Source organism: Calditerricola satsumensis (assembly GCF_014646935.1).
Classification (GTDB): Bacteria; Bacillota; Bacilli; order Calditerricolales; family Calditerricolaceae; genus Calditerricola; species Calditerricola satsumensis.
In genome coordinates, this window is the sequence record NZ_BMOF01000015.1 from 21350 (window position 1) to 44969 (window position 23620).

At 62.9% G+C, this 23620-nt stretch carries 22 protein-coding genes and 2 pseudogenes; 15 read left to right on the forward strand and 9 right to left on the reverse strand.

Annotated elements, in window-relative coordinates; all coding sequences use genetic code 11:
* The first annotated feature begins 223 nt into the window (after positions 1-223).
* The 5 genes and pseudogenes from IEX61_RS05205 (at position 224) to IEX61_RS05225 (ending at position 5683) form a co-directional block, all read left to right on the forward strand.
* Positions 224-628 carry a hypothetical protein gene (locus IEX61_RS05205; RefSeq protein ID WP_188816970.1) on the forward strand — a complete coding sequence of 135 codons (405 nt, stop codon included), beginning with the start codon at positions 224-226 and terminating at the stop codon, positions 626-628.
* Positions 629-712: 84 nt separating this feature from the next.
* Positions 713-901, forward strand: a complete 189-nt coding sequence (locus IEX61_RS05210) for a DUF542 domain-containing protein (protein ID WP_054670058.1) — start codon at positions 713-715, stop codon at positions 899-901.
* A 3-nt stretch (positions 902-904) separates the two neighbouring features.
* On the forward strand, positions 905-1219 hold the full coding sequence (locus tag IEX61_RS05215) for a cupin domain-containing protein (protein ID WP_188816972.1): 315 nt from the start codon (positions 905-907) through the stop codon (positions 1217-1219).
* 304 nt (positions 1220-1523) lie between these two features.
* Positions 1524-4931, forward strand: a pseudogene (locus IEX61_RS05220) (nitrate reductase subunit alpha); the annotation flags it as partial.
* A 200-nt stretch (positions 4932-5131) separates the two neighbouring features.
* Complete coding sequence (locus IEX61_RS05225; RefSeq protein ID WP_229725709.1) at positions 5132-5683, forward strand: hemerythrin domain-containing protein; 552 nt, start codon at positions 5132-5134, stop codon at positions 5681-5683.
* Between the two features lie 85 nt (positions 5684-5768).
* On the opposite strand, the gene IEX61_RS05230 is transcribed toward IEX61_RS05225, so the two are convergent.
* From IEX61_RS05230 to IEX61_RS05240, 3 genes are all read right to left on the reverse strand, one after another.
* Complete coding sequence (locus tag IEX61_RS05230; RefSeq protein ID WP_229725710.1) at positions 5769-6128, reverse strand: group I truncated hemoglobin; 360 nt, start codon at positions 6126-6128, stop codon at positions 5769-5771.
* 417 nt (positions 6129-6545) lie between these two features.
* Complete coding sequence (gene thiM, locus IEX61_RS05235) at positions 6546-7436, reverse strand: hydroxyethylthiazole kinase (RefSeq protein WP_188816975.1); 891 nt, start codon at positions 7434-7436, stop codon at positions 6546-6548.
* Positions 7437-7823: 387 nt separating this feature from the next.
* Positions 7824-8534: a Crp/Fnr family transcriptional regulator gene (locus tag IEX61_RS05240; protein ID WP_188816977.1), complete on the reverse strand. Its 711-nt coding sequence runs from the start codon at positions 8532-8534 to the stop codon at positions 7824-7826.
* Positions 8535-8824: 290 nt separating this feature from the next.
* Here IEX61_RS05240 and IEX61_RS12785 point away from each other — a divergent pair.
* Positions 8825-9100: pseudogene (locus tag IEX61_RS12785) on the forward strand (YwiC-like family protein); the annotation flags it as partial.
* Between the two features lie 382 nt (positions 9101-9482).
* On the opposite strand, the gene IEX61_RS05250 reads toward IEX61_RS12785, so the two are convergent.
* Together IEX61_RS05250 and IEX61_RS05255 are read right to left on the reverse strand one after the other, a co-directional pair.
* On the reverse strand, positions 9483-10175 hold the full coding sequence (locus IEX61_RS05250; protein WP_054672347.1) for a Crp/Fnr family transcriptional regulator: 693 nt from the start codon (positions 10173-10175) through the stop codon (positions 9483-9485).
* Positions 10176-10208: 33 nt separating this feature from the next.
* On the reverse strand, positions 10209-11390 hold the full coding sequence (locus tag IEX61_RS05255) for a radical SAM/SPASM domain-containing protein (protein WP_188816980.1): 1182 nt from the start codon (positions 11388-11390) through the stop codon (positions 10209-10211).
* A gap of 139 nt (positions 11391-11529) precedes the next feature.
* Between IEX61_RS05255 and IEX61_RS05260 the strand changes: the two genes are divergently transcribed.
* The 4 genes from IEX61_RS05260 to IEX61_RS05275 all read left to right on the forward strand — a co-directional run bounded on the left by IEX61_RS05260 (position 11530) and on the right by IEX61_RS05275 (position 15528).
* Complete coding sequence (locus IEX61_RS05260; protein ID WP_188816982.1) at positions 11530-12759, forward strand: radical SAM/SPASM domain-containing protein; 1230 nt, start codon at positions 11530-11532, stop codon at positions 12757-12759.
* 390 nt (positions 12760-13149) lie between these two features.
* Positions 13150-13311, forward strand: coding sequence for a cytochrome c oxidase subunit 2A (locus tag IEX61_RS05265; RefSeq protein WP_229725712.1), 162 nt, complete (start codon positions 13150-13152; stop codon positions 13309-13311).
* 27 nt (positions 13312-13338) lie between these two features.
* Entirely contained in the window at positions 13339-13809 is a 471-nt protein-coding gene (locus IEX61_RS05270; RefSeq protein ID WP_054669837.1) for a cytochrome c oxidase subunit II, read from the forward strand.
* A 69-nt stretch (positions 13810-13878) separates the two neighbouring features.
* Positions 13879-15528 carry a b(o/a)3-type cytochrome-c oxidase subunit 1 gene (locus tag IEX61_RS05275; protein WP_188816984.1) on the forward strand — a complete coding sequence of 550 codons (1650 nt, stop codon included), beginning with the start codon at positions 13879-13881 and terminating at the stop codon, positions 15526-15528.
* Between the two features lie 112 nt (positions 15529-15640).
* On the opposite strand, the gene IEX61_RS05280 is transcribed toward IEX61_RS05275, so the two are convergent.
* Genes IEX61_RS05280 through IEX61_RS12410 form a run of 4 tightly spaced genes read right to left on the reverse strand, consistent with a single transcriptional unit; the run spans position 15641 to position 17336 of the window.
* A complete protein-coding gene (locus tag IEX61_RS05280) occupies positions 15641-15949 on the reverse strand; it encodes a metal-sulfur cluster assembly factor (RefSeq protein WP_054669842.1) in 309 nt (102 codons plus the stop codon).
* 22 nt (positions 15950-15971) lie between these two features.
* Entirely contained in the window at positions 15972-16991 is a 1020-nt protein-coding gene (locus IEX61_RS05285; RefSeq protein ID WP_229725713.1) for a hypothetical protein, read from the reverse strand.
* 31 nt (positions 16992-17022) lie between these two features.
* Entirely contained in the window at positions 17023-17124 is a 102-nt protein-coding gene (locus IEX61_RS12880) for a hypothetical protein (protein WP_229725714.1), read from the reverse strand.
* Between the two features lie 29 nt (positions 17125-17153).
* Complete coding sequence (locus IEX61_RS12410; protein ID WP_229725715.1) at positions 17154-17336, reverse strand: DUF2249 domain-containing protein; 183 nt, start codon at positions 17334-17336, stop codon at positions 17154-17156.
* A 301-nt stretch (positions 17337-17637) separates the two neighbouring features.
* Between IEX61_RS12410 and IEX61_RS05295 the strand changes: the two genes are divergently transcribed.
* The 5 genes from IEX61_RS05295 (at position 17638) to IEX61_RS05315 (ending at position 23588) form a co-directional block, all read left to right on the forward strand.
* Positions 17638-17799 carry a cytochrome c oxidase subunit 2A gene (locus tag IEX61_RS05295; protein WP_229725716.1) on the forward strand — a complete coding sequence of 54 codons (162 nt, stop codon included), beginning with the start codon at positions 17638-17640 and terminating at the stop codon, positions 17797-17799.
* Positions 17800-17829: 30 nt separating this feature from the next.
* Positions 17830-18300 carry a cytochrome c oxidase subunit II gene (locus IEX61_RS05300; protein WP_054669854.1) on the forward strand — a complete coding sequence of 157 codons (471 nt, stop codon included), beginning with the start codon at positions 17830-17832 and terminating at the stop codon, positions 18298-18300.
* A 64-nt stretch (positions 18301-18364) separates the two neighbouring features.
* Positions 18365-20014: a b(o/a)3-type cytochrome-c oxidase subunit 1 gene (locus IEX61_RS05305; RefSeq protein ID WP_188816987.1), complete on the forward strand. Its 1650-nt coding sequence runs from the start codon at positions 18365-18367 to the stop codon at positions 20012-20014.
* A 142-nt stretch (positions 20015-20156) separates the two neighbouring features.
* Entirely contained in the window at positions 20157-21578 is a 1422-nt protein-coding gene (locus IEX61_RS05310; RefSeq protein ID WP_188816989.1) for a methyl-accepting chemotaxis protein, read from the forward strand.
* 42 nt (positions 21579-21620) lie between these two features.
* The gene (locus tag IEX61_RS05315; protein ID WP_188816991.1) at positions 21621-23588 is read left to right on the forward strand and encodes a putative bifunctional diguanylate cyclase/phosphodiesterase; all 1968 of its coding nucleotides are present in this window, start codon (positions 21621-21623) and stop codon (positions 23586-23588) included.
* Positions 23589-23620 lie beyond the last annotated feature (32 nt).

Below are 23620 nucleotides of genomic sequence, written 5' to 3' on the forward strand. Positions count from 1 at the left end.
GTGTTGGCACCCCCAGTATAGAAAAGGGCGGGAGCGCAGCTTGTGATGGCCGTCACGTTTGCTCTCCCTGTCACCGATTTGCCAAACTGTGACGCCTCTCACAATGTGAGGAGATCGGGGTCCTTATAATAAAGGCGACCGCGCCGGCCGCGGCCGAAACCCTTGAGGAGCGGGGTGAGGGTCACGAACGGGGCAAAACGCGCCGACGAAAGCGGGGGTTCGCATGAAGGGATACACCAAGTGGTTCATCCTCGCCAGCATCCTCTATTTGGTGCTGGGGACGATGCTCGGGACGCTGTTTTTCTTCCTTCCGGCGCTTTTGGCGCTCAAACCGGTGCACGCCCACCTCAACCTGCTCGGCTTTCTTTCCATGATGGTCTACGGTGTCCTGTACCATGTCTTGCCGCGCTTCCTTGCCCGCCCCCTGTACAGCGAGCGGCTCGCGTGGTTCCACGTGATCGCCGGCAACATCACCTTCGTGTTGCTTCTGGGACTGATGGCCCTGGGCTATGGTGGAGGGATTCCCGCGGCCTTGGCATGGGCCAAATGGGCTGCCCTGGCGCACTGGCTGACGATCCTCGCGTTTGCGTACAACATCCTGCAGACGATTCGGCTCGCCTCGTCGTGAGGAGGGGCGGTGCTTCGAGGTGCCGACCGCGAGCGTGCGCCTTCACTTGCCGGAGAAGCGGGTCGAGGGAAGGAGGGAGCGACGATGCGGTTTACCAAGGACATGACGGTCAACCAGGTGATCCAGGCGTCCCCTGAAGCGATGAAAGTGTTGGCCGCATTCGGCATTGACCTGTGTTGCGGGGGGATGGACACCCTGGAGGAGGCTGCGCGCAAGGCGGGCGTGGCCGTGGAGGAAGTGATGGAAAAATTGAACGCAACCAAGGGAGGGTGAAGCATGGCGATCGCCAAGACGCAGCACCGTCTGGCCGACTACCTGACGGACAACCAGGTGGAATTGATTCATGTTTCCGACGTGTTGAAGCACTTTGTCATCAACCTGAAACGCGGTGAGCGCAAGGCCTGCGGCGGCGCGTTTCACCCCGAAGTCTCCTTTTACGTTGTCGAAGGCGAAGGGACCATTTCTATCGGCGACGAGGCCCATGAGGTCAAGGCGGGCGATTTGCTCATTTGCCCGCAAGGCAAGCCCCATGCCTTCACCGCCTCGAGCGACAAGTTTTCCATTTTTGTGTCCCTGCCGATGAAGCAGTGAGGCGGCAAGCAGACCATGCGAACCGAGTGCCCGAACCGATTGCCGGTCGGGCGCTTTTTTTGTGCCGTCGCGCGTGAAACCGTGAACAAAATGTGAACGGTGCGCCGAAGGTGAGAAATGTCACTGCCCTTTTGTTCGGCAAACTTTACGATAAAAGTGCAACATCTGTAGTATTCGTTTAATATTTCTTGCTTTCTTGATTTATTTACGAAAGTATGAACGCGGTGAGGCGCCATTCCCATGCTGCGAAAACGGGCCGCAGGCCAAACGTCCGGTTCGCACACGCGGGAAAGGGGAGAAGATGATGGGACGGAAACGTTCGCCGATCCTGGAAAAGCTGCGCTACTTTTTGCCGCGGGAACGGTACGCCGACGGTTGGAGCGAGGTGTCGCCACAGGGGCGGGAGTGGGAGGCGCTGTACCGCCGGCGGTGGCAGCACGACAAGGTGGTGCGCTCCACCCATGGGGTGAACTGCACCGGGTCGTGCAGCTGGAACATTTACGTCAAGGACGGCATCGTGACGTGGGAGGGGCAGCGCACCGACTACCCGTCGACGGGGCCGGACATGCCGGAGTTTGAGCCGCGCGGCTGTCCCCGCGGGGCGAGCTTCTCGTGGTACCTGTACAGCCCGCTGCGCGTCAAGTATCCCTACGTGCGCGGGGCGCTTTTGCGCATGTGGCGGGAGGAGCTGGAGCGCACCGGCGACCCCGTTGAGGCGTGGGCGCGCATCGTCGAGGACCCGGAGAAGGCCCGGCGCTACAAGGCGGCGCGGGGCAAGGGCGGTTTCGTCCGCGCGTCGTGGGACGAGGCGCTGTCGCTCATTTCGGCGGCGATGATCCACACAATCCGGCGCTACGGCCCCGATCGCATCATCGGCTTCTCGCCGATCCCGGCCATGTCGATGATCAGCTATGCTGCCGGGGCGCGCTTTCTCTCGCTCATCGGCGCGCCGCTGCTCAGCTTTTACGACTGGTATGCCGACCTGCCGCCGGCGTCGCCGCAGATCTGGGGCGACCAGACCGATGTGCCGGAGTCGAGCGACTGGTTCAACGCCGGGTGCATCCTGGTGTGGGGCTCCAACATCCCGATGACGCGCACTCCCGACGCCCATTTCCTGACCGAGGTGCGCTACCGCGGCACGAAGGTGGCCGCGATCAGCCCCGACTACGCCGAGTTCGTGCGCTTCGCCGACCATTGGCTGGCGGTCAAGCCGGGAACGGACGGGGCCCTGGCGATGGCCATGGGCCACGTGATCCTGAAGGAGTTCTACGTCGAGCGGGAAGAGCCCTATTTTCTCGCCTACGCGAAACAGTACACCGACCTGCCGTTCCTTGTGACGCTCAAGCTCCAGGACGGGGCCTACGTGGCTGACCGCTTCCTGCGCGCCGCCGACATCGGACGCGAGACGCCGAATGCCGCGTGGAAGGGCGTCGTCTATGACGAGCGGACGGGGGAGCTGGCCGTCCCCAACGGCTGCATCGGCCACCGCTGGGAGGACGGCGGGAGGTGGAACCTCAGGCTGGAGGACGAGGCGACGGGCGCGCCGATCGACCCGCGGCTCAGCCTCCTTGGCGTCCACGACGAGGTGGTGACGGTGCGCTTGCCCTATTTTGGCGGGCGCGAGCGGAGCGTCATCGAACGGCGCGTGCCGGCGCGGCGCATCGCGCGGGGCGGGGAGGCGTGCCTCGTCACCACGGTGTTTGACCTCGTGCTGGCCCAGTACGGGGTGAGCCGCGGGCTAGGCGACGGAGGGCCGACGTCCTACGACGAGATGGCCCCGTACACGCCGGCATGGCAGGAGGCGGTCACCGGCGTCGACCGGCGGCTCGTCATCCGGGTGGCCCGCGAATTTGCCCGCAATGCTGCGGAGACGAAGGGCCGCTCGATGATCATCCTCGGCGCGGGCATCAACCACTGGTACAACGCCGACACGATCTACCGCGCCGTGCTCAACCTCGTCCTCCTCACCGGTGCCCAGGGGGTCAACGGCGGGGGATGGGCCCACTACGTGGGGCAGGAGAAGCTCCGCCCGGTGGAGGGCTGGCAGACGGTGGCCTTTGCCCGCGACTGGTCGCTGCCGCCGCGCCTTATGAACGGGACGTCCTTCTTCTACTTCGCCACCGACCAGTGGCGGTACGAGGACGTGTCCGTCGACGCCCTTGTTTCGCCCCTGGCCGGCGCTCCGCGCTACAGGCATCCCGCCGATTACAACGTGCTCGCCGCGCGGCTGGGGTGGCTGCCGTCGTACCCGCAATTCAACGAGAGCCCCATTGCGCTGTACGAACAGGCGCGCCGGGCGGGGGCCACGACGCCGCAGGAGGTGGCCGCCTACGTCGCCCGTCAGCTCAAGAGTGGCGCGCTGCGCTTGGCCATCGAGGATCCCGACGACCCGCGCAACTTCCCGCGGGTGATGGTGGTGTGGCGGGCCAACCTGATCTCCAGCTCCGGGAAGGGACACGAGTACTTCCTCAAGCATCTCCTGGGGACGACGCACGGCCTGCTCAACGACGATGCCCACAGCCTGCGCCCGCAGGAGGTGGTGTGGCGGGATCCGGCGCCGGAAGGGAAGCTCGACCTCCTCGTCAACCTCGACTTTCGCATGGCCGGCACGGCCCTCTACTCCGACGTCGTGCTGCCGGTGGCCACGTGGTACGAGAAGCATGACCTCAGCAGCACCGACATGCACCCGTTCATCCATCCGTTCAACCCGGCGGTGAACCCGCTGTGGGAGGCCCGCTCGGAGTGGGAAGTGTTCAAGGCGCTGGCGCGCATCTTCTCGGAGATGGCCAAGAAGGTCTTCCCCGGTCCGGTGAGGGAGATCGTCACCACGCCGCTCTTGCATGACACGCCGGATGAGCTGGCCCAGCCCTATGGTCGGGTGGCCGACTGGATGACGGGCGAGGCCGAGCCCATCCCCGGCAAGACGATGCCCCACGTCCACGTGGTGGAGCGCGACTATGGCGCGGTGTACGAAAAGATGACCGCCCTGGGGCCGCTGGTGGCAGAAAAACCCTTCGGCGTCAAGGGCATTGCCTGGTCGGCACGGGAGGAGTACGAATGTCTCAAGCGCCTCCTTGGAACGGTGAGCGATGGCGTTGCCGGTGGATGCCCGCGCCTGGCCACCGAGCGCGACGTGGCCGAGGCGATCCTCACCCTGTCGTCGACGACCAACGGCAAGATGGCCGTCAAGGCGTGGGCGGCACTGGAGCAAAAGACGGCTCTCCACCTGAGGGACCTGGCTGAGGAGCGGGCCGAGGAACGGTTCACCTTTGACGCCATCACGGCTCAGCCCAAACCGGTCATCACCTCGCCGGCCTTCAGCGGTTCGGAAACCGGCGGGCGGCGGTATTCGCCGTTTACCACGAACGTGGAAAAGAAGATTCCGTGGCGTACGCTGACCGGCCGGCAACACTTCTACCTCGACCACGAGCTGCTCCTGGAGTTCGGCGAAATGCTGGCCACGTACAAACCGACCCTGGCCCACACGCCCTTTTTGCCGGGGCAGCGTCGACCCGACGCGCCGTGGGGCAAGGAAGTGGTCCTGCAGTACCTGACGCCGCACAACAAGTGGTCGATTCACAGCATGTTCTTCGACAACCAGCTGATGCTGACGCTGTTCCGCGGCGGCCCGACGGTGTGGCTCAACCACGACGATGCGGCGGAAGCGGGCATCGCCGACAACGACTGGATCGAGTGCTTCAACCGCAACGGTTGCTTTTTGCTCCATAACCGCTATTTCGGGCAGCGGAAGCGGGAGATCATGGCATAACGGCGGCAGGGTAGGACAAAGCGATCCACAGCCCACTGTGATCGCCGTCACGGATTCGACGCGCGTTTTGTCGTACCCTAAGAGCGGGAGCATCGATACGCAAGCCGTATGCATCGACGGCGACCGGTTGAGGAGGGAATGCCATGGAAACGATGCCCTTTGGCTGCGGCATGATGGGAATGACCGGCGGCCCGCTAACGCTTTGCGAAGGGCTTCAGCGGTTGAAGGATGAACATCCGCCGCTCCGCAAGCAGATGGAGGAATTGTTCAAGGAGGCGCAGGCGATCGGCGACGATGCGGGCGTCGAAGACTGGGAGGCGCCCCTGCGCGCGCTGGAAGAAAAGGTGAAGATTTTCGTGGCCGAGTTGGATCCCCACTCCAAGCGGGAAGAAGACGTCCTTTTCCCGCTCATGGCCAAGCATATCGGGCGGGAGATGGGCCCCATTGCGGTGATGGAGTACGAACACGAACAAGCCAAAACGCGCCTCACCGGCTTCCTCGCCACGATGGCCAGCCTGACCGGCCCGATCAAGGCCGACACCGCGCGGCGGATCGCCGGCGAGGTGGCGGAAGCGGTGCAGATCCTGTTTGATCACTTCATGAAGGAAGAAAACGTGCTCTTTCCGATGGCCGAGCGCATCCTTTCCGATGCGGAAAAGGAGGAGCTGCTTGCGGGCGTGAAGGCGACTGGATAACAGCTGCCTCACCCTGCTCGAGAGCCGTTAAAATGGAGGACGGCGCCTTGCCCCGGTTGTGGTCGGGGAGGCGCCGTTGCGTTTGTTATTCGACGATTTCCGGCCGCATCGCCTCAAGGCGCGCCGCAACCGCCTGAATGTCGGCTTCCGTCACACCGTGCTGCCTGAGGGCGCGGCCGAGCAACTCCACGATCGCGTCGAAGTGTTCGTCGCGAATGCCCAGCCCGCGGTGCGCCTCGCGCATGCCACGCCCCGTGTACTTGTTTGGTCCACCGGTGGCGAAGGTGAGGAACAGCGTCTGGTGCCGGCGCTGTTTGGCCATGTCGGTGTTGGCGAAGAAATGGGCCACGCGCGGGTCGGCCAGGACCATGTCGTAGAAGGTGTCGACCACCCGAGCGATGCCTTCTTCGCCGCCCAGCCGTTCGTAAAGAGATGGTTGGGCCACAGCGGTCATCCCCCTTTTTACAGGTTGTGGTGCGCGGCTGCTCCATACGATACAATCTTTGGCCGTTCAAAAATGTGATCGATGTCACAGACGAAGGGGCATCATTTTGGTATTGGAGAGCGGCTTGGTCACGCCCGAGGCAGAACAAATACGAGGTGCCCTGTTTGTGAGGGGAATTTCATTTATTTTTCGATTGCGAATGATGAGAAACTTCAATATTCCGAGGGTACGGCGATGTGGGTTGACTCCCGGTCGTTCGTGCAGTTCCTTGTGGACGCCAAGCGAAACACGGACCTCGCGCCCCCGCCAACCCGGCCCGGCGGAGCCGGACCGGGCGTTGGGCGTATGATGCGTTTTGACGTGCACCATTCCCCCACACTCGTGCGTGGAAAGCTCTCGTGCCGGACGCGGTGGTCGTCAGCTTTCGCGGATGCGGAGGCCGTCAATGCGGGCCGTTCCGGCGGCTCCCAAGGCGAACAGCTCGTCCAAGAAGGCGGCCTGGAAGCTGCCCGGGCCCGCGACCCGGCCGGCTGCCCGCTCCGCCGCCCGGCCATACACCGCCATGGCCAGCGCCGCGTCCCGGGCCGAGTTCTCCGAGCCGGCGAGGAACACGGCCACCGCGGCCGTCACCGCGCACCCGCCTCCGGTGATGACCGTCAGCAGGGGGTGGCCGTTGTCCACGGCCCACAGGCGCCGGCCGTCGGTCACCAGGTCGGTGGCGCCGCTGGCCACGACGACGCAGCCATATCGGGTAGCCAGCTCACGCGCCGCCTCGGCCACCTCCTCCAAGGGAACCCGGTCGCTGTCCACACCCCGGCTCCGGCCTGCTGCCCGTTCCGGGGCGGCCAGCGCGAGGATCTCGGCGTAGTTGCCGCGCACCGCCGTCACGCCCTGTTCCAGGAGTCGGCGAGAGGTCTCGAGGCGCAGCGGCGTGAAGCCGGCACCGACCGGGTCGAGGATAACCGGCACGCCGTGCCGGCGGGCCTCCTGCTGGGCGGCGAGGAAGTCGGCGACGTCGCTTTTCCGGAGGGTGCCGATGTTGATCACCAGCGCGCCTGCCCGGGGGGTGATGGCGGGGAACTCCTCCGGTTCCGGCGCCATGATCGGCGATCCCCCCAGCGCCAGGGTGACGTTAGCCGTCCAGTGCATGACCACCAGGTTGGTCAGGTGGTGGATCAGGGGCCTTGTCTCGCGCACCCGGCGCAGGCGGCGGGTCGCTTCCTCCTCCCAGCCATGGCTCGGGGCCGGATGCGAGGAGGATGTTGCTGCGGGGCTGGGCTTGGTGCTAGGGGATTGGAAGGTGTCCATTGGTGTTCCCTCCTACCGGTGCGTAAGGTATGGTCATGATGAGGAGCGGAGACCCGGCTCAGGATGAACCCGTCGGCCAGGAACCGTTCGCGTCCCGCCAAGTGTTCCAAGTCCAGTATCGTTTTCTGCGGAACCAAAGTCAACGGCCAGGTGCCGGTTCAGGTTTTCTATACCATTAAAAATAAAAAAGCCGCGAGCCTCATTAAGGCTCGCGGGACGTCTTTCCGTTTGCTCCGCCTTATCAGAGGGCCGTGTGTCCGTGAACCGGCGTTGTGTTCAGCCCCTGCATGGAGTACAGCGCCACCGGGGGATTGATGAGGAGGAATAGATGGGCCACTTGTAGCGGCTTCTGCCGCTTCTCTGCCGCTTTCTGGTGCGAACGTCGAGCTAGATCACACACACGTCCACCGGGCACCGTCCGTCGCAATGGCACATCTCCCGCAGCCGGTTTAGGTCGTGCACGATGATCTGGCCGGCGCGCTGACTGAGGGTCCCTTCGGCTTTCAGCTTGTTCAGCATGCGGTTGACGCTTTCCCGGCTGGCGCCGATCATGTTGGCCAGGTCTTGGTTGGTCAGCTTCATGGGGATCAGGATGCCTTCTTCCGTCAATCGCCCGCAGGAGTTGCACAGGCGGATGAGCGTTGAGGCAAGGGCGCCGGTCTTGCCGTACACCAGGAGATCGCGCATCTTCGTTTCCATGATGCGCTGGTTGATGGAGAGCCATTGCAGAAAGGCGATGGCCAAGTCGGGGTGACGGTAAAACAAAAACTCCAGTTCGCTCTTGCGGATGACCCCGAGGGAGGTGTCGGTAAGGGCGATGCAATTGGTTAAGTTGAGGGCGCCGGACAGCGTGCACGGGTCGCCGACAAGGTCGCCGCCGTGTTTGATGGAAAGAAGGATCTCCTCTCCGCTGTCGGTGGTTTTGGTGATCTTGACGGCGCCTTCGTGAATGTAGTAGAGACTTTCGGCCCAATCTTCGTCCTGGAACAGGTATGTTCCGCTGCGCACCCTTTTCGGGGTCATGTTGGCGCGCAAGCGTTCAAACTGTTCCGGGCGGAGGAAGTCGACAAAGCGCTTTCGGGCAACCGATGCGGACATGGTGGTTCCTCCCGTTTTGGCGCTTCCACAAACCCGATGGGGCTGTGAAGCGCGGTGAAATCCCCTGCTACTCCCAATGTAACACGTGTTCCGGCCTTGAGGGTTGGCGGAACTGTGACTTCTGTCACAATGTCGTGGCGGTTTTCGGGCTACCATGAAGACAGAACCGGAAGACATGCGAAGCGGAATCAACCGGAATTGCGGTCAAAGCAGGAGGGTTTGCCATGAAGCCAATCGTGCCGCATGAACACGGCGGATGGGCGTTGGTATCCGTGCCCTTTCTCCTCGGCATGGCCGTAGGAGGTCCGACGTGGCTGCACCTGCCGCTGTTTCTCGCTTGGCTCTTTTTCTACCTGGCGGCCTATCCCTTCCGGATGGCGCTTGCGCGGCGGGGGAATCGGCGGGACGGCCGGCGCCTCCTCCGTTGGGCGTTCGGCTACTGGACGGCGGGCATGGTGTTTGCGATTCCGCCACTCGTCCACTTCCCCTCCCTCTTGTGGGCCGGCCCCGTGTTGGGGGCGCTGTTGGCGGTGAACGCCTGGTATGCCTACCGGCGCAACGAGCGGTCCTTTGTCAACGACGTCTGCGCCATCCTCGCCTTTTCCATTGGCGGCGTGGCGTCTTACGTGGTCGGTGCGGGAACGTGGGATGCGATGGCCCTGTGGGTAGCGGGGCTGTGCGTGCTCTACTTCGTGGGCAGCGTCTTTTTCGTCAAGACGGTGTTCCGGGAGCGGAAAAACGCACGATGGCTTCGCGCTTCAAAGGGCTATCACACCCTGCTCGTGGTGGCGCTGGGGATTGTCGAACCGCTCCTTGTTCTGCCCTACGCCTTCTCTGCTGCACGGGCCTTCGCCTGGGGCGGCAAGGCGATGCGTCCGCTTCATGTAGGGCTGATCGAGATTGCCGGATCGGTGCTCTTTCTCCTCCTGTCGGCCATCGTGCTCCGCGTCACGAATTTGCCCACGCTTTAAGGGCTTCCACATCATAGAGGATGATTTGCCTGCGCGTCATGTCCGCAATCCCCCGGCGGCGCAGCTCATTGAGCAGGCGATTGACGCTTTCGCGCGTCGTCCCCGCCATGTTGGCCAGGTCCTGGTGCGTGACGGGGAGGTTGAGGACCACCGCCCCGTCTTGTGCCGTACCGTGGCAAGCGGCCAGCCGCAAGAGGACGGCGACAAGGCGGTGCCGCACATCCTGGCCGGTGAGCGCCTGAAGCTTTTCCTGCAGTTCAAGGATTTTGGCCCCCAGCACGCGCAGCACCTTCACGGCGATGGTCGGCGTCGACAGCAGGAGCTGCTCGAAGGCGCGCACCGGGATGGCGAACACGCGTGTCGGCTCGACGGCTTCGGCCGTCGCCGGATAGGGGCTTTGGTCGAAAAACCCGGTGTGAGGGAACATGTCGCCTGTCGTCAGGAGGGAGACGATCTGCTCGTGGCCGTTTTCGTCCACCTTAACCGTTTTCACAAGGCCGTCGACGATGAAGTAGACGGCCTCGCGTGCGCTTCCCTCGGTGAAGATGACCGTTTTTTTGGGGTAGGTGCGGGGGATGGCGATGGCGGCGATCCGCTCCACCTCCTCGTCGGTGAGATCGCGAAACAGGGGAACGTTGCGCAAGAGGGCGATCAGTTCGGACAAGCCCATCACCTCGGGTAAGCAAGGATGGGACGGCCGGAGTCAGTTCTCCTGCCGTCCCTCCAAAATTTCTTCATCGGTCAGGAAGCAGGCCGGATCCTCGGCCCAGAAGTCGCCGTGCACGGCCATGGCCCGGGCGCGGAAGTTGCCGTTGCAGATGTCGAGGAACCGGCAGCGGGCACACCGGCCCGTGAGGAGGGGCTTGCGGTTGCGCAGCTTCTCGAGCATCGGATGGGGGTTGTCCCGCCACAGCACCGAAAACGGCGTTTCCCGTACGTTGCCCACCGTAACGTAGGGGGTGAACTGGTCGGGATGGACGAAGCCGCGGTGATCGATGTTGGCGATGGCCATCCCCGAGCGGTTGCCGCCGGCATAGCGCAGCTTCTCGTAGATGGCCTCCGCCTTGGCGGGGTCTTTTTCCTTCATCCGCAGGTAGAGGTAGACACCGTCGGCGTGGTTGTCGACGGTGAGGATCTCCTTCTGGATGCCGCGCCGGGCGAAGTCTTCCACCCGGGCGAAGAGGCTGTCGAGCACCGCGCGCGTCTCCTCGGGGGTGATGTCGTCGCCGGCCGAGGCCCGCCCGGTGTAGACGAGGTGGTAGAAGCAGGCCCGCTGGATGCCTTCTTCTTCGATCAGGTTGAAGATGGCCTCGAGCTGGTCGACGTTGTGGCGATTGATCGTGAAGCGCAGGCCCACCTTCACCCCATGATTCAGACAGTTCCGGATGCCGCGCAGGGCGGCGTCAAAGGCGCCCTTCTTGCGGCGGAAGCGGTCGTGCACGTCGCCGATGCCGTCGAGGCTGATGCCGACGTAGCCGACGCCGATGGCTTTGATCGCCTTGGCCAGCTGCTCGTCAATCAGCGTGCCGTTGGTGGAAAAGGTGACGTGGATGCCCTTTTCGACGGCGTACCGGGCCAGATCGAGGATGTCCGGGCGGACGAACGGTTCCCCACCGGAGAAGAGGATCACCGGCACGCGTGCCGCGGCGAGGTCGTCGATCACGGCAAGGGCCTCTTCGGTTGTCAGCTCGCCGTCGTATTTTTTGTTTTCCGAACTGGCATAGCAGTGCAGGCAGCGCAGGTTGCACGTGCGCGTGATGTTCCACACGACCACCGGGCCGGCCCCGTCATGGGTGCCGTGCCGCTGGCCCACGGAGCGCGGCGTGTAGCGCAGCCGGTCGCCGAAGGAGGCGACGTCGGCAAGCAGATGGGAGACGTTGAGCATGGGGGGTCACGCTCCTTGTTCCCGCTTGAGGATCGCTTCGGTGTCATTGTACCCCAACGGCCGCCGCGGGAATGTGACGAATGTCATACTCGGCCGTGCGAAACTTTGCTACCGTGGGAACAGGAAGGAGGGACGCCTTTTGCTTGATTTCAACCGTTCGCCCTTTCTCGTCATCTGGGAAGTGACGCGCGCCTGTGCCCTCAAGTGCCTGCACTGCCGGGCGGAGGCGCAATACCATCGCGATCCGCGCGAGCTCTCGACGGAAGAGGGCAAGGCCCTCATCCGCCAGATTCGCGAGATGGGCGCGCCCCTCTTGGTTTTCACTGGCGGCGATCCCCTGATGCGCGACGACCTCTTTGAGCTCGCCGTCTACGCCAAGGAGCAGGGCCTTCTCGTTTCCCTCACGCCCAGCGCCACGCCGCGGGTGACGGAGAAGGCGATGCGGCAGGCGAAGGAGATCGGTCTCGATCGCTGGGCGTTCAGCCTCGACGGGTCGACGGCGGAGATTCACGATGCCTTTCGCGGCACGCGGGGCTCCTTCGCGTTGACGATGCGCGCGATCGAGACCCTGCGCCGGCTGGGCATGCCGTTGCAGATCAACACCACCGTCAGCCGGTACAACCTCGGCGACCTTCCGAACATCGCCCGGCTCCTCGAAGAGATGGGCGTCGTGCTGTGGAGCGTCTTCTTCCTCGTGCCCACCGGGCGCGGCAAGCTGGAGGACATGATCTCCGCCGAAGCGCACGAGCGGGTGTTTCATTGGCTGGCCGACCTGGCCGAGCGGGTGCCCTTCGACATCAAGACGACGGCGGCCCCCCACTACCGGCGTGTGCTGCTCCAGCGGGCCAAGGCGAAGGCGAAAACCGCTGCGGCGGGCGGCACTGCACAAGAGGCGCCGTCTTTTGCCGCGACGGCCGGCGGCACCCGAAGCGAAGGGCGCGTTCCTGCCTCGGGGGGCGGCTCGTCCGGCGCCTTGGACGCAAACGGGGCAGCGGGAGCCCCACCCTGGCTGGCCGGCCGCCAGCGCGAGCTGCGGGCTCCCCGCGCCGTGAACGACGGCAACGGCTTTGTCTTTGTTTCGCACATCGGCGAGGTGTATCCGAGCGGTTTCTTGCCGATTGCGTGCGGCAACGTGCGCGAGCGCCCGCTTGCCGACATCTACCGCCACCATCCCACCTTCGTCGCCCTTCGCGATCCGGAGCGGCTCAAAGGGAAGTGCGGGGTATGCGAGTACCGTACCATCTGCGGCGGGTCGCGGGCGCGGGCCTATGCTGTCACCGGCGACCCGTTGGCCAGCGACCCGTCGTGCGCCTATGTGCCTCCGGCGTGGGAGCAAGGGGGAGGGAAGGCGCAGGCGGAAGCGCATTGATGGCAAATCCGGCGTGTGGGTTCAGTGGAGAAACCATCGGCAACACGGTTGGAACCGGTTGGCCCCGGGATACTGCCCGGGGCCTCTTTTTTTGTGGACAACCGGGAACCGGATCCTCGACTACGGTTCCGAAAGCAGCCGGTCCCGGTGCGGTGATCGGCCGGAGCATGCCGCTCGCGTTGTCCCGGGATTGTCTGGCGGCTTAGTGGGAATGAAGTATAGGTGTGCCGAAAACCGGTTATCCTGTTGAAGAACGGGAGACGCATTCCTCCTCAACCACGAGGCGGCCCGGAGGGCAGCATTGGCGAACAAGAATCGAAAAATTGAAAACCGTTGCCCTCCGCGGCCCCCTGCGGGCCAGTTTCCGATCACCACGAAGGAGGGCCGGATATGTCGAAAAAGCGCAGCGATGCACTGCCCCCGGTGGAAACGAAGGCAGTGCCGCAAGAGGGGAACGTATCGGTCAAGGGGACGTTTGTCTTTGCGGTACTGCTTGGTGCCTTCATTGTTGTGAGCTGGCTGGTCGTTTATTTCCTTTATCTATCGCTGTAAGCGCCATATGGGAAGGGGGGACCGCAGATGGAAATGCACCGTTACGAAAAGCTCTGGTTGATGATCGGCGTGGGCACGTTGGTGGCGTTTTTCTTGCTCCTGGTCTATAGCCAGTACGCCATGGGGTTTATGCCCGCTGATGGCCACGCAACAATCGATTCAACCAAGGTAGACCAGACGCCTCCTTTCAACCAACCGGGGGTGTTCAAGAAGAGCGATAAGGAATACGAGGTTGTCTTGGTGGCGCTGGCGTTTGGCTTCACACCGAATGTGATCGAGGTTCCTGTCGGGTCCACCGTGCATTTCAAAGTGACGTCAAAGGACGTGGTGCACGGCTTTGAAATCCCGATGACGCGGGTCAACGCCATGGTCTTGCCGGGGCACGTGACGGAAACCTCCTATACCTTCAAAAAGCCCGGCGAGTACCTCATCCTGTGCAACGAGTATTGCGGCGTGGGGCATCACATGATGATGGGCAAATTGCGGGTAACCGAATAAGGTTAGCCCAATCGGTTCAAGGATTGCCGTGACGGGAACAAAACCGTTGGCGGGAAAGGAGAGGGAAACATGGAACGTGTAGCGGGTCCTGATCGCCAGGATGCGCGCTTGTGCTTGGCTTACATCGCGGTGGCGTTTGTCGCGCTGTTTCTTGGCGCACTGGCGGGACTGTTGCAGGTGCTGCAGCGCACCGGGGTGATCGAACTCCCGGCGGGGATTGGCTACTATCAGCTGCTCACCGCCCACGGGGTGCTTCTGGCACTGGGGTTGACAACCTACTTCATCATTGGCTTTCTCCTGGCCGGGGTGGCGAAAACCCTTGGTGGACGGCTCACCGCGACGGCACGGAGGCTGGGCTGGGTGGGCTTCTGGGTGATGACGGTTGGAACGGTCTTGGCCACCTACGCCATTTTGATGAACAAGGGCACGGTGCTCTACACCTTCTATGCTCCGCTGAAAGCCTCGCCGTCCTTCTATATCGGTATGGCGCTGCTGGTGGTGGGCAGTTGGATCAGCGGGGGGGCCATTTTCCTTCAGTACCGGCACTGGAAGCGGGCAACGGGTAAAAAACTTTCGCCGCTCTTTGCCTATATGGCCGTCGTGACGTACCTGATCTGGATCATTGCCACGCTGGGGGTGGCGGCGGAGGTGGTGCTGCAGCTCATCCCGTGGTCCGCTGGCTGGGTGGATCGGATTAACGTCTTGCTCAGCCGAACGCTGTTCTGGTACTTTGGACACCCGCTGGTGTACTTCTGGCTTCTGGCGGCCTACGCGGCGTGGTATGTGGTCATTCCCAAGATCATCGGCGGAAAGGTGTTCAGCGATGCGCTGGCTCGCCTGGCCTTTGCGCTCTTCATTTTGTTGTCGGTTCCTGTTGGCATTCACCACCAGCTGACGGAACCGGGGTTGGACAGCAGATGGAAGCTGGTGCACGTCTTCCTCACGATGATGGTGGTCGTCCCCTCTCTGATGACCGCCTTTTCCATTGCCGGTTCGTTTGAGATCGCCGGTCGGCTCAAAGGGGCCAAGGGGCTGTTCGGATGGATCAAGATGCTCCCTTGGCGCGACGTGCGCTTCTTTGCGCCTTTCGTGGGCATGGTGATGTTCGTCCCAGGTGGAGCCGGCGGGATCATCAATGCCAGCTACCAGCTGAATACCATCGTACACAACACGTTGTTCATTGTTGGCCACTTCCACTTGACGCTGGCGACGACGGCCGTACTGACCTACTTTGGCGTGGCCTATTGGCTCATCCCGTACTTGTCAGGGCGTACCCTCACGCCGACTGTCAATCGGCTGGGCATCGTGCAGACTGTCCTCTGGTCGGTCGGCATGCTGCTGATGTCCGGCGCCATGCATCTTGTCGGGTTGCTCGGTGAACCGCGCCGTACGGCCTTTACCACCTATGGGGACCATCCCATCGTACAGAGTTGGGAACCGTACCGCGCAATGATGGCCATGGGCGGTGTTTTTCTCTTCCTCGGCGCGGTGCTGATGGTGGTCCTCGCTTTCTATCTCATGTTTGCCGCACCGAAGGGCCAGACAGAATTCCCCCTTGCCGATACCGTGGAGGACGCCCACGACACGCCCGTCGTGTTGGAGCGCTGGTCCCTGTGGGTGGGTGTGCTGGCGGTGCTGATCCTGATCGCTTACAGCAAACCGATCTTGGACGCCATTCGGCACGCGCCACCCGGTTCGCCGGGGTTCGTGCTGTGGTAAGCGGAGGCTGTCGGTTGAAGGGTTGCGAGACGTTCCGAGTCGAGGGTGAAAAACGGGTAGACAGCGTTGGCCCCGGGAGTTTTCCCGGGGCCTTTGTTGTTGGGGCCGCCGCTTACCTCATCCCCAGCTGCCGCTTTGCCGCCTCCGACATTCTTTCCGGCGTCCACGGCGGCGACCAAACGAGCTGCACGCGCACGTCGCGGACGGCCGGGTGGCGGCGGAGCGATTCTTCGACGCCGGTGATCATCGCTTCATGTAGGGGACAACCGGGCGTGGTCAGCGTCATCGTCACCGTGACGTCGCCTTCGGTGGTGATCTCGATGTGGTAAACAAGGCCCAGGTCCACGATGTTGACGCCCAGCTCGGGGTCGACCACTTGTCGAAGCAGATCTTCCACGTCGGTCTTGGTGAGCGTGGCCATTGGGGTTTCCTCCTTTTGTTTCCTATTTCGTGAAGGTTTTCGCAAGCAAGATCGTGTACCCCAACGCGGCAAGCGACAAAACCATGCCGGAGGCTTTGGCCAGGGGGATCCATCCGGCGGCCAGGGCGGCCATGAAGAGGAGAAACGCGAGGGCCATGACCGCCAGCGTGCGGCCGGCGAGGCGGTCGTTCAAAAGTTCCGCCAGCGACGGCACCGGTTCCTTTCCCACCTTGGGGCCGTATTTGTGCGTCCACCACAGGAACGGCACGATCTTCGACAGGTAGCCGAGAATGGTGAAGCCCACCCAGCCCCACAGGTAGGCGGCCCCGGCCAGATGGGCCGCGCGCGGGATGGAGACGGCCTGGGGGAAGAAGACCGCCACCAGAAGCGCGAGCACGGCGGCGCTCCATAGCAGGAGCACAACGCCTTCCAGCCGGCGCGGATAGCCGTGGGCGAGGTAGAACATCGGAAGCAATTTGTAGGTGTAACCGGTGATGAGGAGGCCAAACCAGCCGATGGCGCCGAACCACAGGTGCGCGGTGAACAGCCGCGCGTGAAGGGCGCTTCCCGCGCCGAGCCAGAAGCTTGCCCCCATGGCGACGCCGATGAGCGCGGCCAGAACGAGGCAGGCCAGGGCGCCGGCGGTGCTGAGGGTGACCGTGTTCCACTGGCGGGCGCGAAGCAACGTGCGGGCCAGGTTCCACGCAAAGAGGGCGATGCCACACGCCGCCAGTGCGCCGAACGCCGTGATGGCCGCCGGGGAAAAGGCGCGGAACGCGAGCACGAGCCCCACCGTGCCGAGGGCATACACGGCGTAGTGCACATACGCGAGCCCCTCGCTGTGCAGTTTCGTCTGCAGCACGACGTGCAGGAGCTGGTAGGCTGCGCCCATGGCCGTCATCGTTGCCCATCCGAGAACGAGAAGGTGCGCGGCCGCCCAACCGCCGGGCGATCGAGGATGGGCATCGAGCCAGCCGTATCCGGAGGCGAGGGCTAGGAGGTGGAAGGCGGCAAACAGCGCCAGACCGGTGTTCAGGAACAAAAACGGGATGCGAAACGACGTGCGGGAACCGTCATCCTTTCGGCGCCGTTTTGCGAATCGTCACGCGCGCAGACCCGTCTTCCAGCTCCTCGACGGTGTACGGGAAGCCCAGTTCGTCCAGCTCCTGCAGCAAAAAGACGGGAACGCGGTCGTTGTGGATGATTACCGTGTCACCGTGGCACGGTGGGTGAACCCTTTCCATTTCATCACGCCGATCAGGGGGGTGGGTTTAAACGGCGCGTGCAGGATTAAGGTGTCTTCTTTGGCGAGAGACTTGACTGTTTTCATGATCAGGTCGAACGGTTCTTCTCCGCGTGCCAGCTGCGGCCGGACATCCAGCTCCACGGTCTGCGGTGTTCGTTGAGGGGTCTTCACGCGATCATCCCCTTCCTTCCGTTATGTTCCGGTTTTTTCCTTAGTATAGACCTCTTTATGGTGTTCCAAGTATGACGCGGATCACAGGAAAAAGGCACCGCACACGAAGGGAAAACGAACCCGCGCCGTTCGACATGTTCTCACACCGTTGTCAAACAATCGTAACGAATGTCCGCCTTTCGTGTGACATCCGTCACAACCCATGCGTTTCCAACCTTCTACAATGGATGTAGCGTTAAGGGCTTCATGCATGGTGAAGGAGGGATGCCGGGTGAAGGCGCCACTGACCCGTTCGCAGCCCCAACACGGGGAACGGCCAGCGGCCAAAGAAGAGGGGCAAAACCTGAAGGGAACCTTTGTCTTCGCGTTGGGACTCGGGGCATTTATCCTCCTCAGCTGGCTGTCCGTGTACTTGCTGTATCTGTCGCGGTAAGCGCGGGAGAGGAAAGGAGGGACAAGCGGGATGCACCTGCACCGCTATGAAAAGTTATGGCTGATGCTCGGCGTAAGCATGCTGGTGGGATTTTTTGTGGTTCTTCTTTATGGCCAGTTTGTTCAAGGCTTCATGCCTGCCCATGGGTTTCAAACGATTGATCCGACCAAGGTAGACCAGACGCCGCCGTTTAACCAGCCGGGTGTATTCAAGAAGGGGGACAACGAATACGAGGCGGTTCTGGTGGCGATGGCGTTCGGATATCAACCGAACGTGATCGAGGTTCCCGCCGGGGCCACTGTTCATTTCAAGATCACGACAAAAGATGTGGTGCACGGCTTTCAGATTCCCAAAACGAACGTCAACGCCATGGTGATCCCGGGATACGTCTCGGAGACCTCCTATACGTTCAAGAAGCCTGGGGAATATCTCATCCTCTGCAACGAGTATTGCGGCGTGGGCCATCAAATGATGATGGCCAAGGTGAAGGTCACCGAGTGACGGTTGTGGAAGCCGTTGGACTTTTCAAGCAGAACGATCTCGATTGTGGAAAGGGGAGAAGAACATGGAACGCGCAGCACGACCCCATCCCCAGGATGCGCGGTTGAGCTTGGCCTATGTGTTTGTCGCGTTTCTGGCCCTGTTTCTGGGGGCGGTGGCCGGTCTGTTGCAAGTGCTGCAGCGCACCGGCGTGATTGAGCTGCCGGCGGGCATCGGTTACTACCAGCTGCTGACGGCCCACGGCGTGCTGCTGGCGCTGGGGCTCACCACCTACTTTATCATCGGGTTCTTTTTCGCCGGGGTCGCGAAAACCCTCGGCGGGCAGCTCACCGAACCGGTGCGGCGCTTGGGCTGGGCCGGCTTCTGGGTGATGACGGTCGGAACGGCCCTCGTCACGTATGCGATCGTGATGAACAGGGCGACGGTGTTGTACACCTTCTATGCGCCGCTCCAGGCCTCTCCGGAGTTTTACATTGGTTTGGCGTTGCTTGTTGTGGGGACCTGGCTGAGCGGTGCGGGCATTTTCCTGCAGTACCGCCACTGGAAGCAGGTGACGGGGCAAAAGTTGTCGCCGCTCTTTGCCTACATGGCCGTCGTGACGTACCTCATCTGGATCATCGCCACCCTGGCCGTGGCGGCGGAGGTGTTGTTCCGGCTCATCCCGTGGTCCTTCGGCTGGGTGGAGAAGATCAACGTGGAACTGAGCCGGACGTTGTTCTGGTTTTTCGGCCACCCGCTGGTGTATTTCTGGCTCTTGGCGGCCTATGCGGCATGGTACGTCGTCATTCCGAAGATCATCGGCGGAAAGGTGTTCAGCGACGCGCTGGCGCGCCTGGCCTTCGCGCTGTTCATTATCCACTCGATACCGGTCGGGTTCCATCACCAGCTGCTGGAGCCGGGGATCAGCCACAACTCCAAGCTGCTCCAGGTCTTCATGACGCTGATGGTCGTCATCCCCTCATTGATGACCGCCTTTTCGGTGGCCGGGTCCTTTGAGCTGGCCGGGAGGGCCAAAGGTGCCAAGGGGCTGTTCGGCTGGGTGAAGGTGTTGCCGTGGAAGGACGTCCGCTTTTTCGCCCCGTTTGTCGGCATGCTCTTCTTCATTCCCGGGGGCGCCGGTGGAATCATCAACACCAGCCATCAGCTGAACACCGTCGTCCACAACACGCTGTGGGTGACCGGCCACTTCCATTTGACCGTGGGCACCGCTGCTGTTCTGACGTATTTCGGCGTTGCCTATTGGCTGGTGCCGTACTTGGCCGGCCGCACGTTGACGCCGGGCGTGAACCGGCTGGGGATTGTGCAAACCGTGCTGTGGGCGATCGGCATGTTGTGCATGTCGGGGGCGATGCATTTCGTCGGGCTGCTCGGCGAGCCGCGGCGCACGGCCTTTACCACCTACGGCGATCACCCCGTCGTGCAGAGCTGGGAACCGTTCCGCGCGCTGATGGCCATCGGCGGTGCCTTCCTGTTCGTCGCCGCGATGCTGATGGTGGCCCTCGTCCTCTACATGATGTTCGCCGCCCCGAAGGGCCAGACGGAGTTTCCGCTGGCCGAGACTTCGGAAGACGCTCAGCCGACGCCGGCGGTTTTCGAACGCTGGCCGTTGTGGGTGGGCGTGCTGGCTGTGTTGATCGTCATTGCCTACGGCAAACCGATTTTGGACCTCATCCAGCATGCGCCGCCCGGATCGCCGGGATACAAGCTGTGGTAAGCGGACGCGAACGCCGCTTGTCCGGTTCCCTAGACAGCGCCCGATCGACGGTCGGGCGCTGTCGTCTTCACTTTATTCGCCCTCTTGTGCCGAAATTGCTATACTCTTTGTAGAAAAGAAAGAGAAAGGAAGGGGATGGGGGATGGCAAAGCCGGAGCACAAGGTGATTTCCCTTCACCCTCAATCGGATGCGCGTTCCGCATCGCAAGAGCCGCCGGCGAAGGCGCCATCGCCGCATCGGGCGGGGGCATCGTCGCCGTCCACCGTACCGAAAGACGTTCGGCAGCGGTACCGGTTCAGCCTCAAGCGCAAGCTGGTGCTGGGCGTCGTGCTGTTTTCCGCCGTGACCTACGGAACGAGCGCGTTTTTCCTCTTCGTCCTGGACGACTTCTTCACCCGCTTCCTGGGCGCCGAAGGGTTTACCGTGCTCACCCTGTTTCTGGGCGTGGTGTGGATGGGCATTTTCGGCTATGCGGCCGCCGGACGCATCGTCCGCCCACTCAACGCCCTGGATGCCTCGGCGCGAACGGCGGCGACCGGCGATCTGCGCGTGACGGTGGACGTACCCGCGTCCCGTGACGAGGTGCAGACGCTGGCGGCGTCCTTTGCCCAGATGGTGGACAACCTGCGCCAGATGGTGGGCAATGTGGCGCGGTTTGCCTCCGAAACGGAGCAGCGCGTGGATGCGGTGGGGCGGAAGGTGCAGGACGTGGCCGAACAGGCCGACGTCATCAGCCGCAACGTGGAGGAGATCGCCCGCGGGGCGGAGCAGGTGGCCCAAGCGATTCAGCGCGCAGCGGAGGCGGTGGATGCGGTGGCGCGCATGGCGCAGGAGTCGGAGGAGAAGGCCAACGACGCGAAAGAGCAGGCCGAGGCCATGCGGCGCACGCTTGACGAAACGGGAAACGCGGTGCGCCAACTGGTGCAGGGGTTGCAGACGCTCGCCCTGGCCGGCAAGCAAGTGGCCGCGGAGATTGAACGCTTGCAAGAGCGGTCGCGGGCCATCGCCGGGATTACCGACATCGTCGGCGAGTTGGCGCGGCAAACCAATCTGCTGGCGCTGAACGCGTCGATCGAAGCGGCCCGTGCCGGGGAGCAGGGGCGGGGGTTTGCCGTTGTGGCCCACGAGGTGCGCAAGCTGGCCGAGCGGAGCGCCCAGGCGGTACAGGAGATCCACGCCAACATCCGCCAGGTGCAGGAGGCCATCGACCGGTTTGCGGAACAGATCGCCCAGACGTCGGTCCAAGCCGCGGAAGAAGCCAGCCGCGGGGAGTCGGCCGTCGTGGCCCTGCAGCGGATGGAGGAGACCGTGCGCAGCGTGGCGGCATCGGTGGAAGCCATCGCCGGTTTTGCCACGCAGCAGGCCCAGCGCGTCCAGGATGTTTACCGCGACGTGCAGGAGGTGGCGGCGGTGGCCGAGGAGACCTCAGCCGGGACGCAGGAAGTGGCGGCGACCATCCAGCACCAGACCGGCCTGATCCAAGAAGTGGCCGACGAGGCGGACGCCATGCGCAAGGAAGCGTATCGGCTGAAGGAAGAGGTCAAGCGCTTCCGGCTGTCGTAATGGGTGCGGCGCGATGCGGAACGCCGATTGGGGGAAGGGACGATGCGGCGAAACGTGATGGTGGATCTCGTCGTTGTCGGCGCCGTTACGGGGACGGCGCTCTTGTTCAATTGGAGGTTTTCCTGGGCCCGCCAGATGAAGGCGTTTGTCCAAACCCACCCGGGGTGGGCGACCGTCTTTTTTGTCGTGACCGGTTCGCTGCTCCTCTTCTTTTTTCTCCGCTGGATGACGTTTCAGCGCCTGGTGGCGACCAATCGAGCGGCTGAGGAGGCCCAGCGCTTGGCTTCCAGTGTGTTCCGCTACACGCAGGAAGGGATCATGATCACCGATGCAAGCGGGACGATCCTGTCCGTCAACCCCGCCTTCACGGCCATCACCGGCTATACGGAGGAAGACGTGCGGGGCCAGACGCCGCGCATTCTGAAGTCCGGCCGACACGACGCCGCGTTTTATCGTCAAATGTGGGAGACGATTCAAAAAACGGGACAATGGCGCGGGGAGATCTGGAACAAGCGCAAGAACGGCGAAATCTACCCGGAATGGTTGACGATCAGCGCCGTGAAGGACGATGAGGGGCGCATCACGCACTACATCGCCGTGTTTACGGACATCACCGAGCAGAAGCGCTACGAAGAGCAAATCAAGCACCAGGCCCTGCACGATCCGCTGACCGACCTGCCCAACCGCCGCCTGTTCAACGAACGCATGGCGGACGCTGTGCGGCAGGCCCGGGAAGCCGGATGGAAAGTGGCCGTGCTCTTCCTGGACCTCGACCGGTTCAAAAACATTAACGATACGCTGGGGCATGTCGTGGGGGACGAGCTGTTGCGCAGCGTGGCGAAGCGCTTGTTGGCGTGCGTGCCCCGGGAAGGGGTGCTAGCGCGCATTGGCGGCGACGAGTTTGCGGTGTTGCTTCCTTCGCTGATGACGCGGGCGGAAGCCGAGCACGTGGCCCAGCGCATCGTGAACCGGTTCACGCAGCCCATTGAATTGGAGGAACGATGCTTGTACATGTCGATCAGCGTGGGGATTGCCTTGTATCCGGACGATGGGGACGACTGCACGACAGTGGTCAAGCATGCGGACATGGCCATGTATTGTGCCAAGGACGAGGGTGGGAACCGGTACCGGTTTTTCACGCCGGGTATGGAGCAAAGAACGGCACAGCGCTGGAAGTTGGAAAACGGCCTGCGTCAAGCGCTCGAGCTGGGAGAGTTGCGCCTGGTGTACCAGCCGCAGGTGGACGTGCGCACCGGGTTGATGACTGGCGTGGAGGCGCTCCTCCGCTGGCATCATCCCGAGCTGGGGTGGATTTCGCCGGCATCCTTCATCCCGTTGGCCGAGGAAACGGGCTTGATCGTACCCATCGGCGAATGGGTCCTCCGTACCGCGTGTGCACAGGCCAAAGCGTGGCAAGAGGCGGGATTGCCGCCCGTTCGGATGGCGGTCAACCTGTCGGCGCGCCAGTTCCAAGAAGGGCGGCTGGTGGAGACGGTTCGGCGCGTGTTGGCTGAAACGGGACTGGAGCCGCGGTTTTTGGAGCTGGAAATCACCGAGGGCATCATGATGACCAATCGTGACCAAGCCGTCGAGATGCTGCATCGGCTGAAAGCGATCGGGGTGAAGATTGCCATTGACGATTTCGGAACGGGCTATTCGTCGCTCGGGTACCTGAAGCGGTTTCCCATCGACACGCTGAAAATCGACAAATCCTTCATTCGGGACTGCATGGACGTTCCGGAAGACGCGGCCATTGTAAGGGCCATCATCGCGTTGGCCCGAAACCTGAACATTCGGGTCGTGGCCGAGGGCGTCGAGCATCGGCGGCAGCTGGCGTTCTTGTTTGCGGAAGGCTGCGACGTCATCCAGGGTTATTTGTACAACCCGCCCGTGTCCCCGGTTGAACTGGAAGGGATGCTCCGCCAGCAGGGGGCGCTGGCCGCAGAATGGGAGAAGATGCTGCCGACGGCGGCGGTTTCGGCCTCCGTGTCAACTCACATAAAAACCTAACCGAAGTGAAGCCGGTCACTCACGAGAAAATC

Bases quoted from the DNA above. Each gene is read 5' to 3' on its own strand.
- IEX61_RS05205 (WP_188816970.1), top strand. From the start codon at position 224: ATGAAGGGATACACCAAGTGGTTCATCCTCGCCAGCATCCTCTATTTG.
- IEX61_RS05210 (WP_054670058.1), top strand. From the start codon at position 713: ATGCGGTTTACCAAGGACATGACGGTCAACCAGGTGATCCAGGCGTCC.
- IEX61_RS05215 (WP_188816972.1), top strand. From the start codon at position 905: ATGGCGATCGCCAAGACGCAGCACCGTCTGGCCGACTACCTGACGGAC.
- IEX61_RS05225 (WP_229725709.1), top strand. From the start codon at position 5,132: ATGGAAACGATGCCCTTTGGCTGCGGCATGATGGGAATGACCGGCGGC.
- thiM (WP_188816975.1), bottom strand. From the start codon at position 7,436: ATGGACACCTTCCAATCCCCTAGCACCAAGCCCAGCCCCGCAGCAACA.
- IEX61_RS05240 (WP_188816977.1), bottom strand. From the start codon at position 8,534: ATGTCCGCATCGGTTGCCCGAAAGCGCTTTGTCGACTTCCTCCGCCCG.
- IEX61_RS05250 (WP_054672347.1), bottom strand. From the start codon at position 10,175: ATGGGCTTGTCCGAACTGATCGCCCTCTTGCGCAACGTTCCCCTGTTT.
- IEX61_RS05255 (WP_188816980.1), bottom strand. From the start codon at position 11,390: ATGCTCAACGTCTCCCATCTGCTTGCCGACGTCGCCTCCTTCGGCGAC.
- IEX61_RS05265 (WP_229725712.1), top strand. From the start codon at position 13,150: ATGTCGAAAAAGCGCAGCGATGCACTGCCCCCGGTGGAAACGAAGGCA.
- IEX61_RS05270 (WP_054669837.1), top strand. From the start codon at position 13,339: ATGGAAATGCACCGTTACGAAAAGCTCTGGTTGATGATCGGCGTGGGC.
- IEX61_RS05275 (WP_188816984.1), top strand. From the start codon at position 13,879: ATGGAACGTGTAGCGGGTCCTGATCGCCAGGATGCGCGCTTGTGCTTG.
- IEX61_RS05280 (WP_054669842.1), bottom strand. From the start codon at position 15,949: ATGGCCACGCTCACCAAGACCGACGTGGAAGATCTGCTTCGACAAGTG.
- IEX61_RS05300 (WP_054669854.1), top strand. From the start codon at position 17,830: ATGCACCTGCACCGCTATGAAAAGTTATGGCTGATGCTCGGCGTAAGC.
- IEX61_RS05305 (WP_188816987.1), top strand. From the start codon at position 18,365: ATGGAACGCGCAGCACGACCCCATCCCCAGGATGCGCGGTTGAGCTTG.
- IEX61_RS05310 (WP_188816989.1), top strand. From the start codon at position 20,157: ATGGCAAAGCCGGAGCACAAGGTGATTTCCCTTCACCCTCAATCGGAT.
- IEX61_RS05315 (WP_188816991.1), top strand. From the start codon at position 21,621: ATGCGGCGAAACGTGATGGTGGATCTCGTCGTTGTCGGCGCCGTTACG.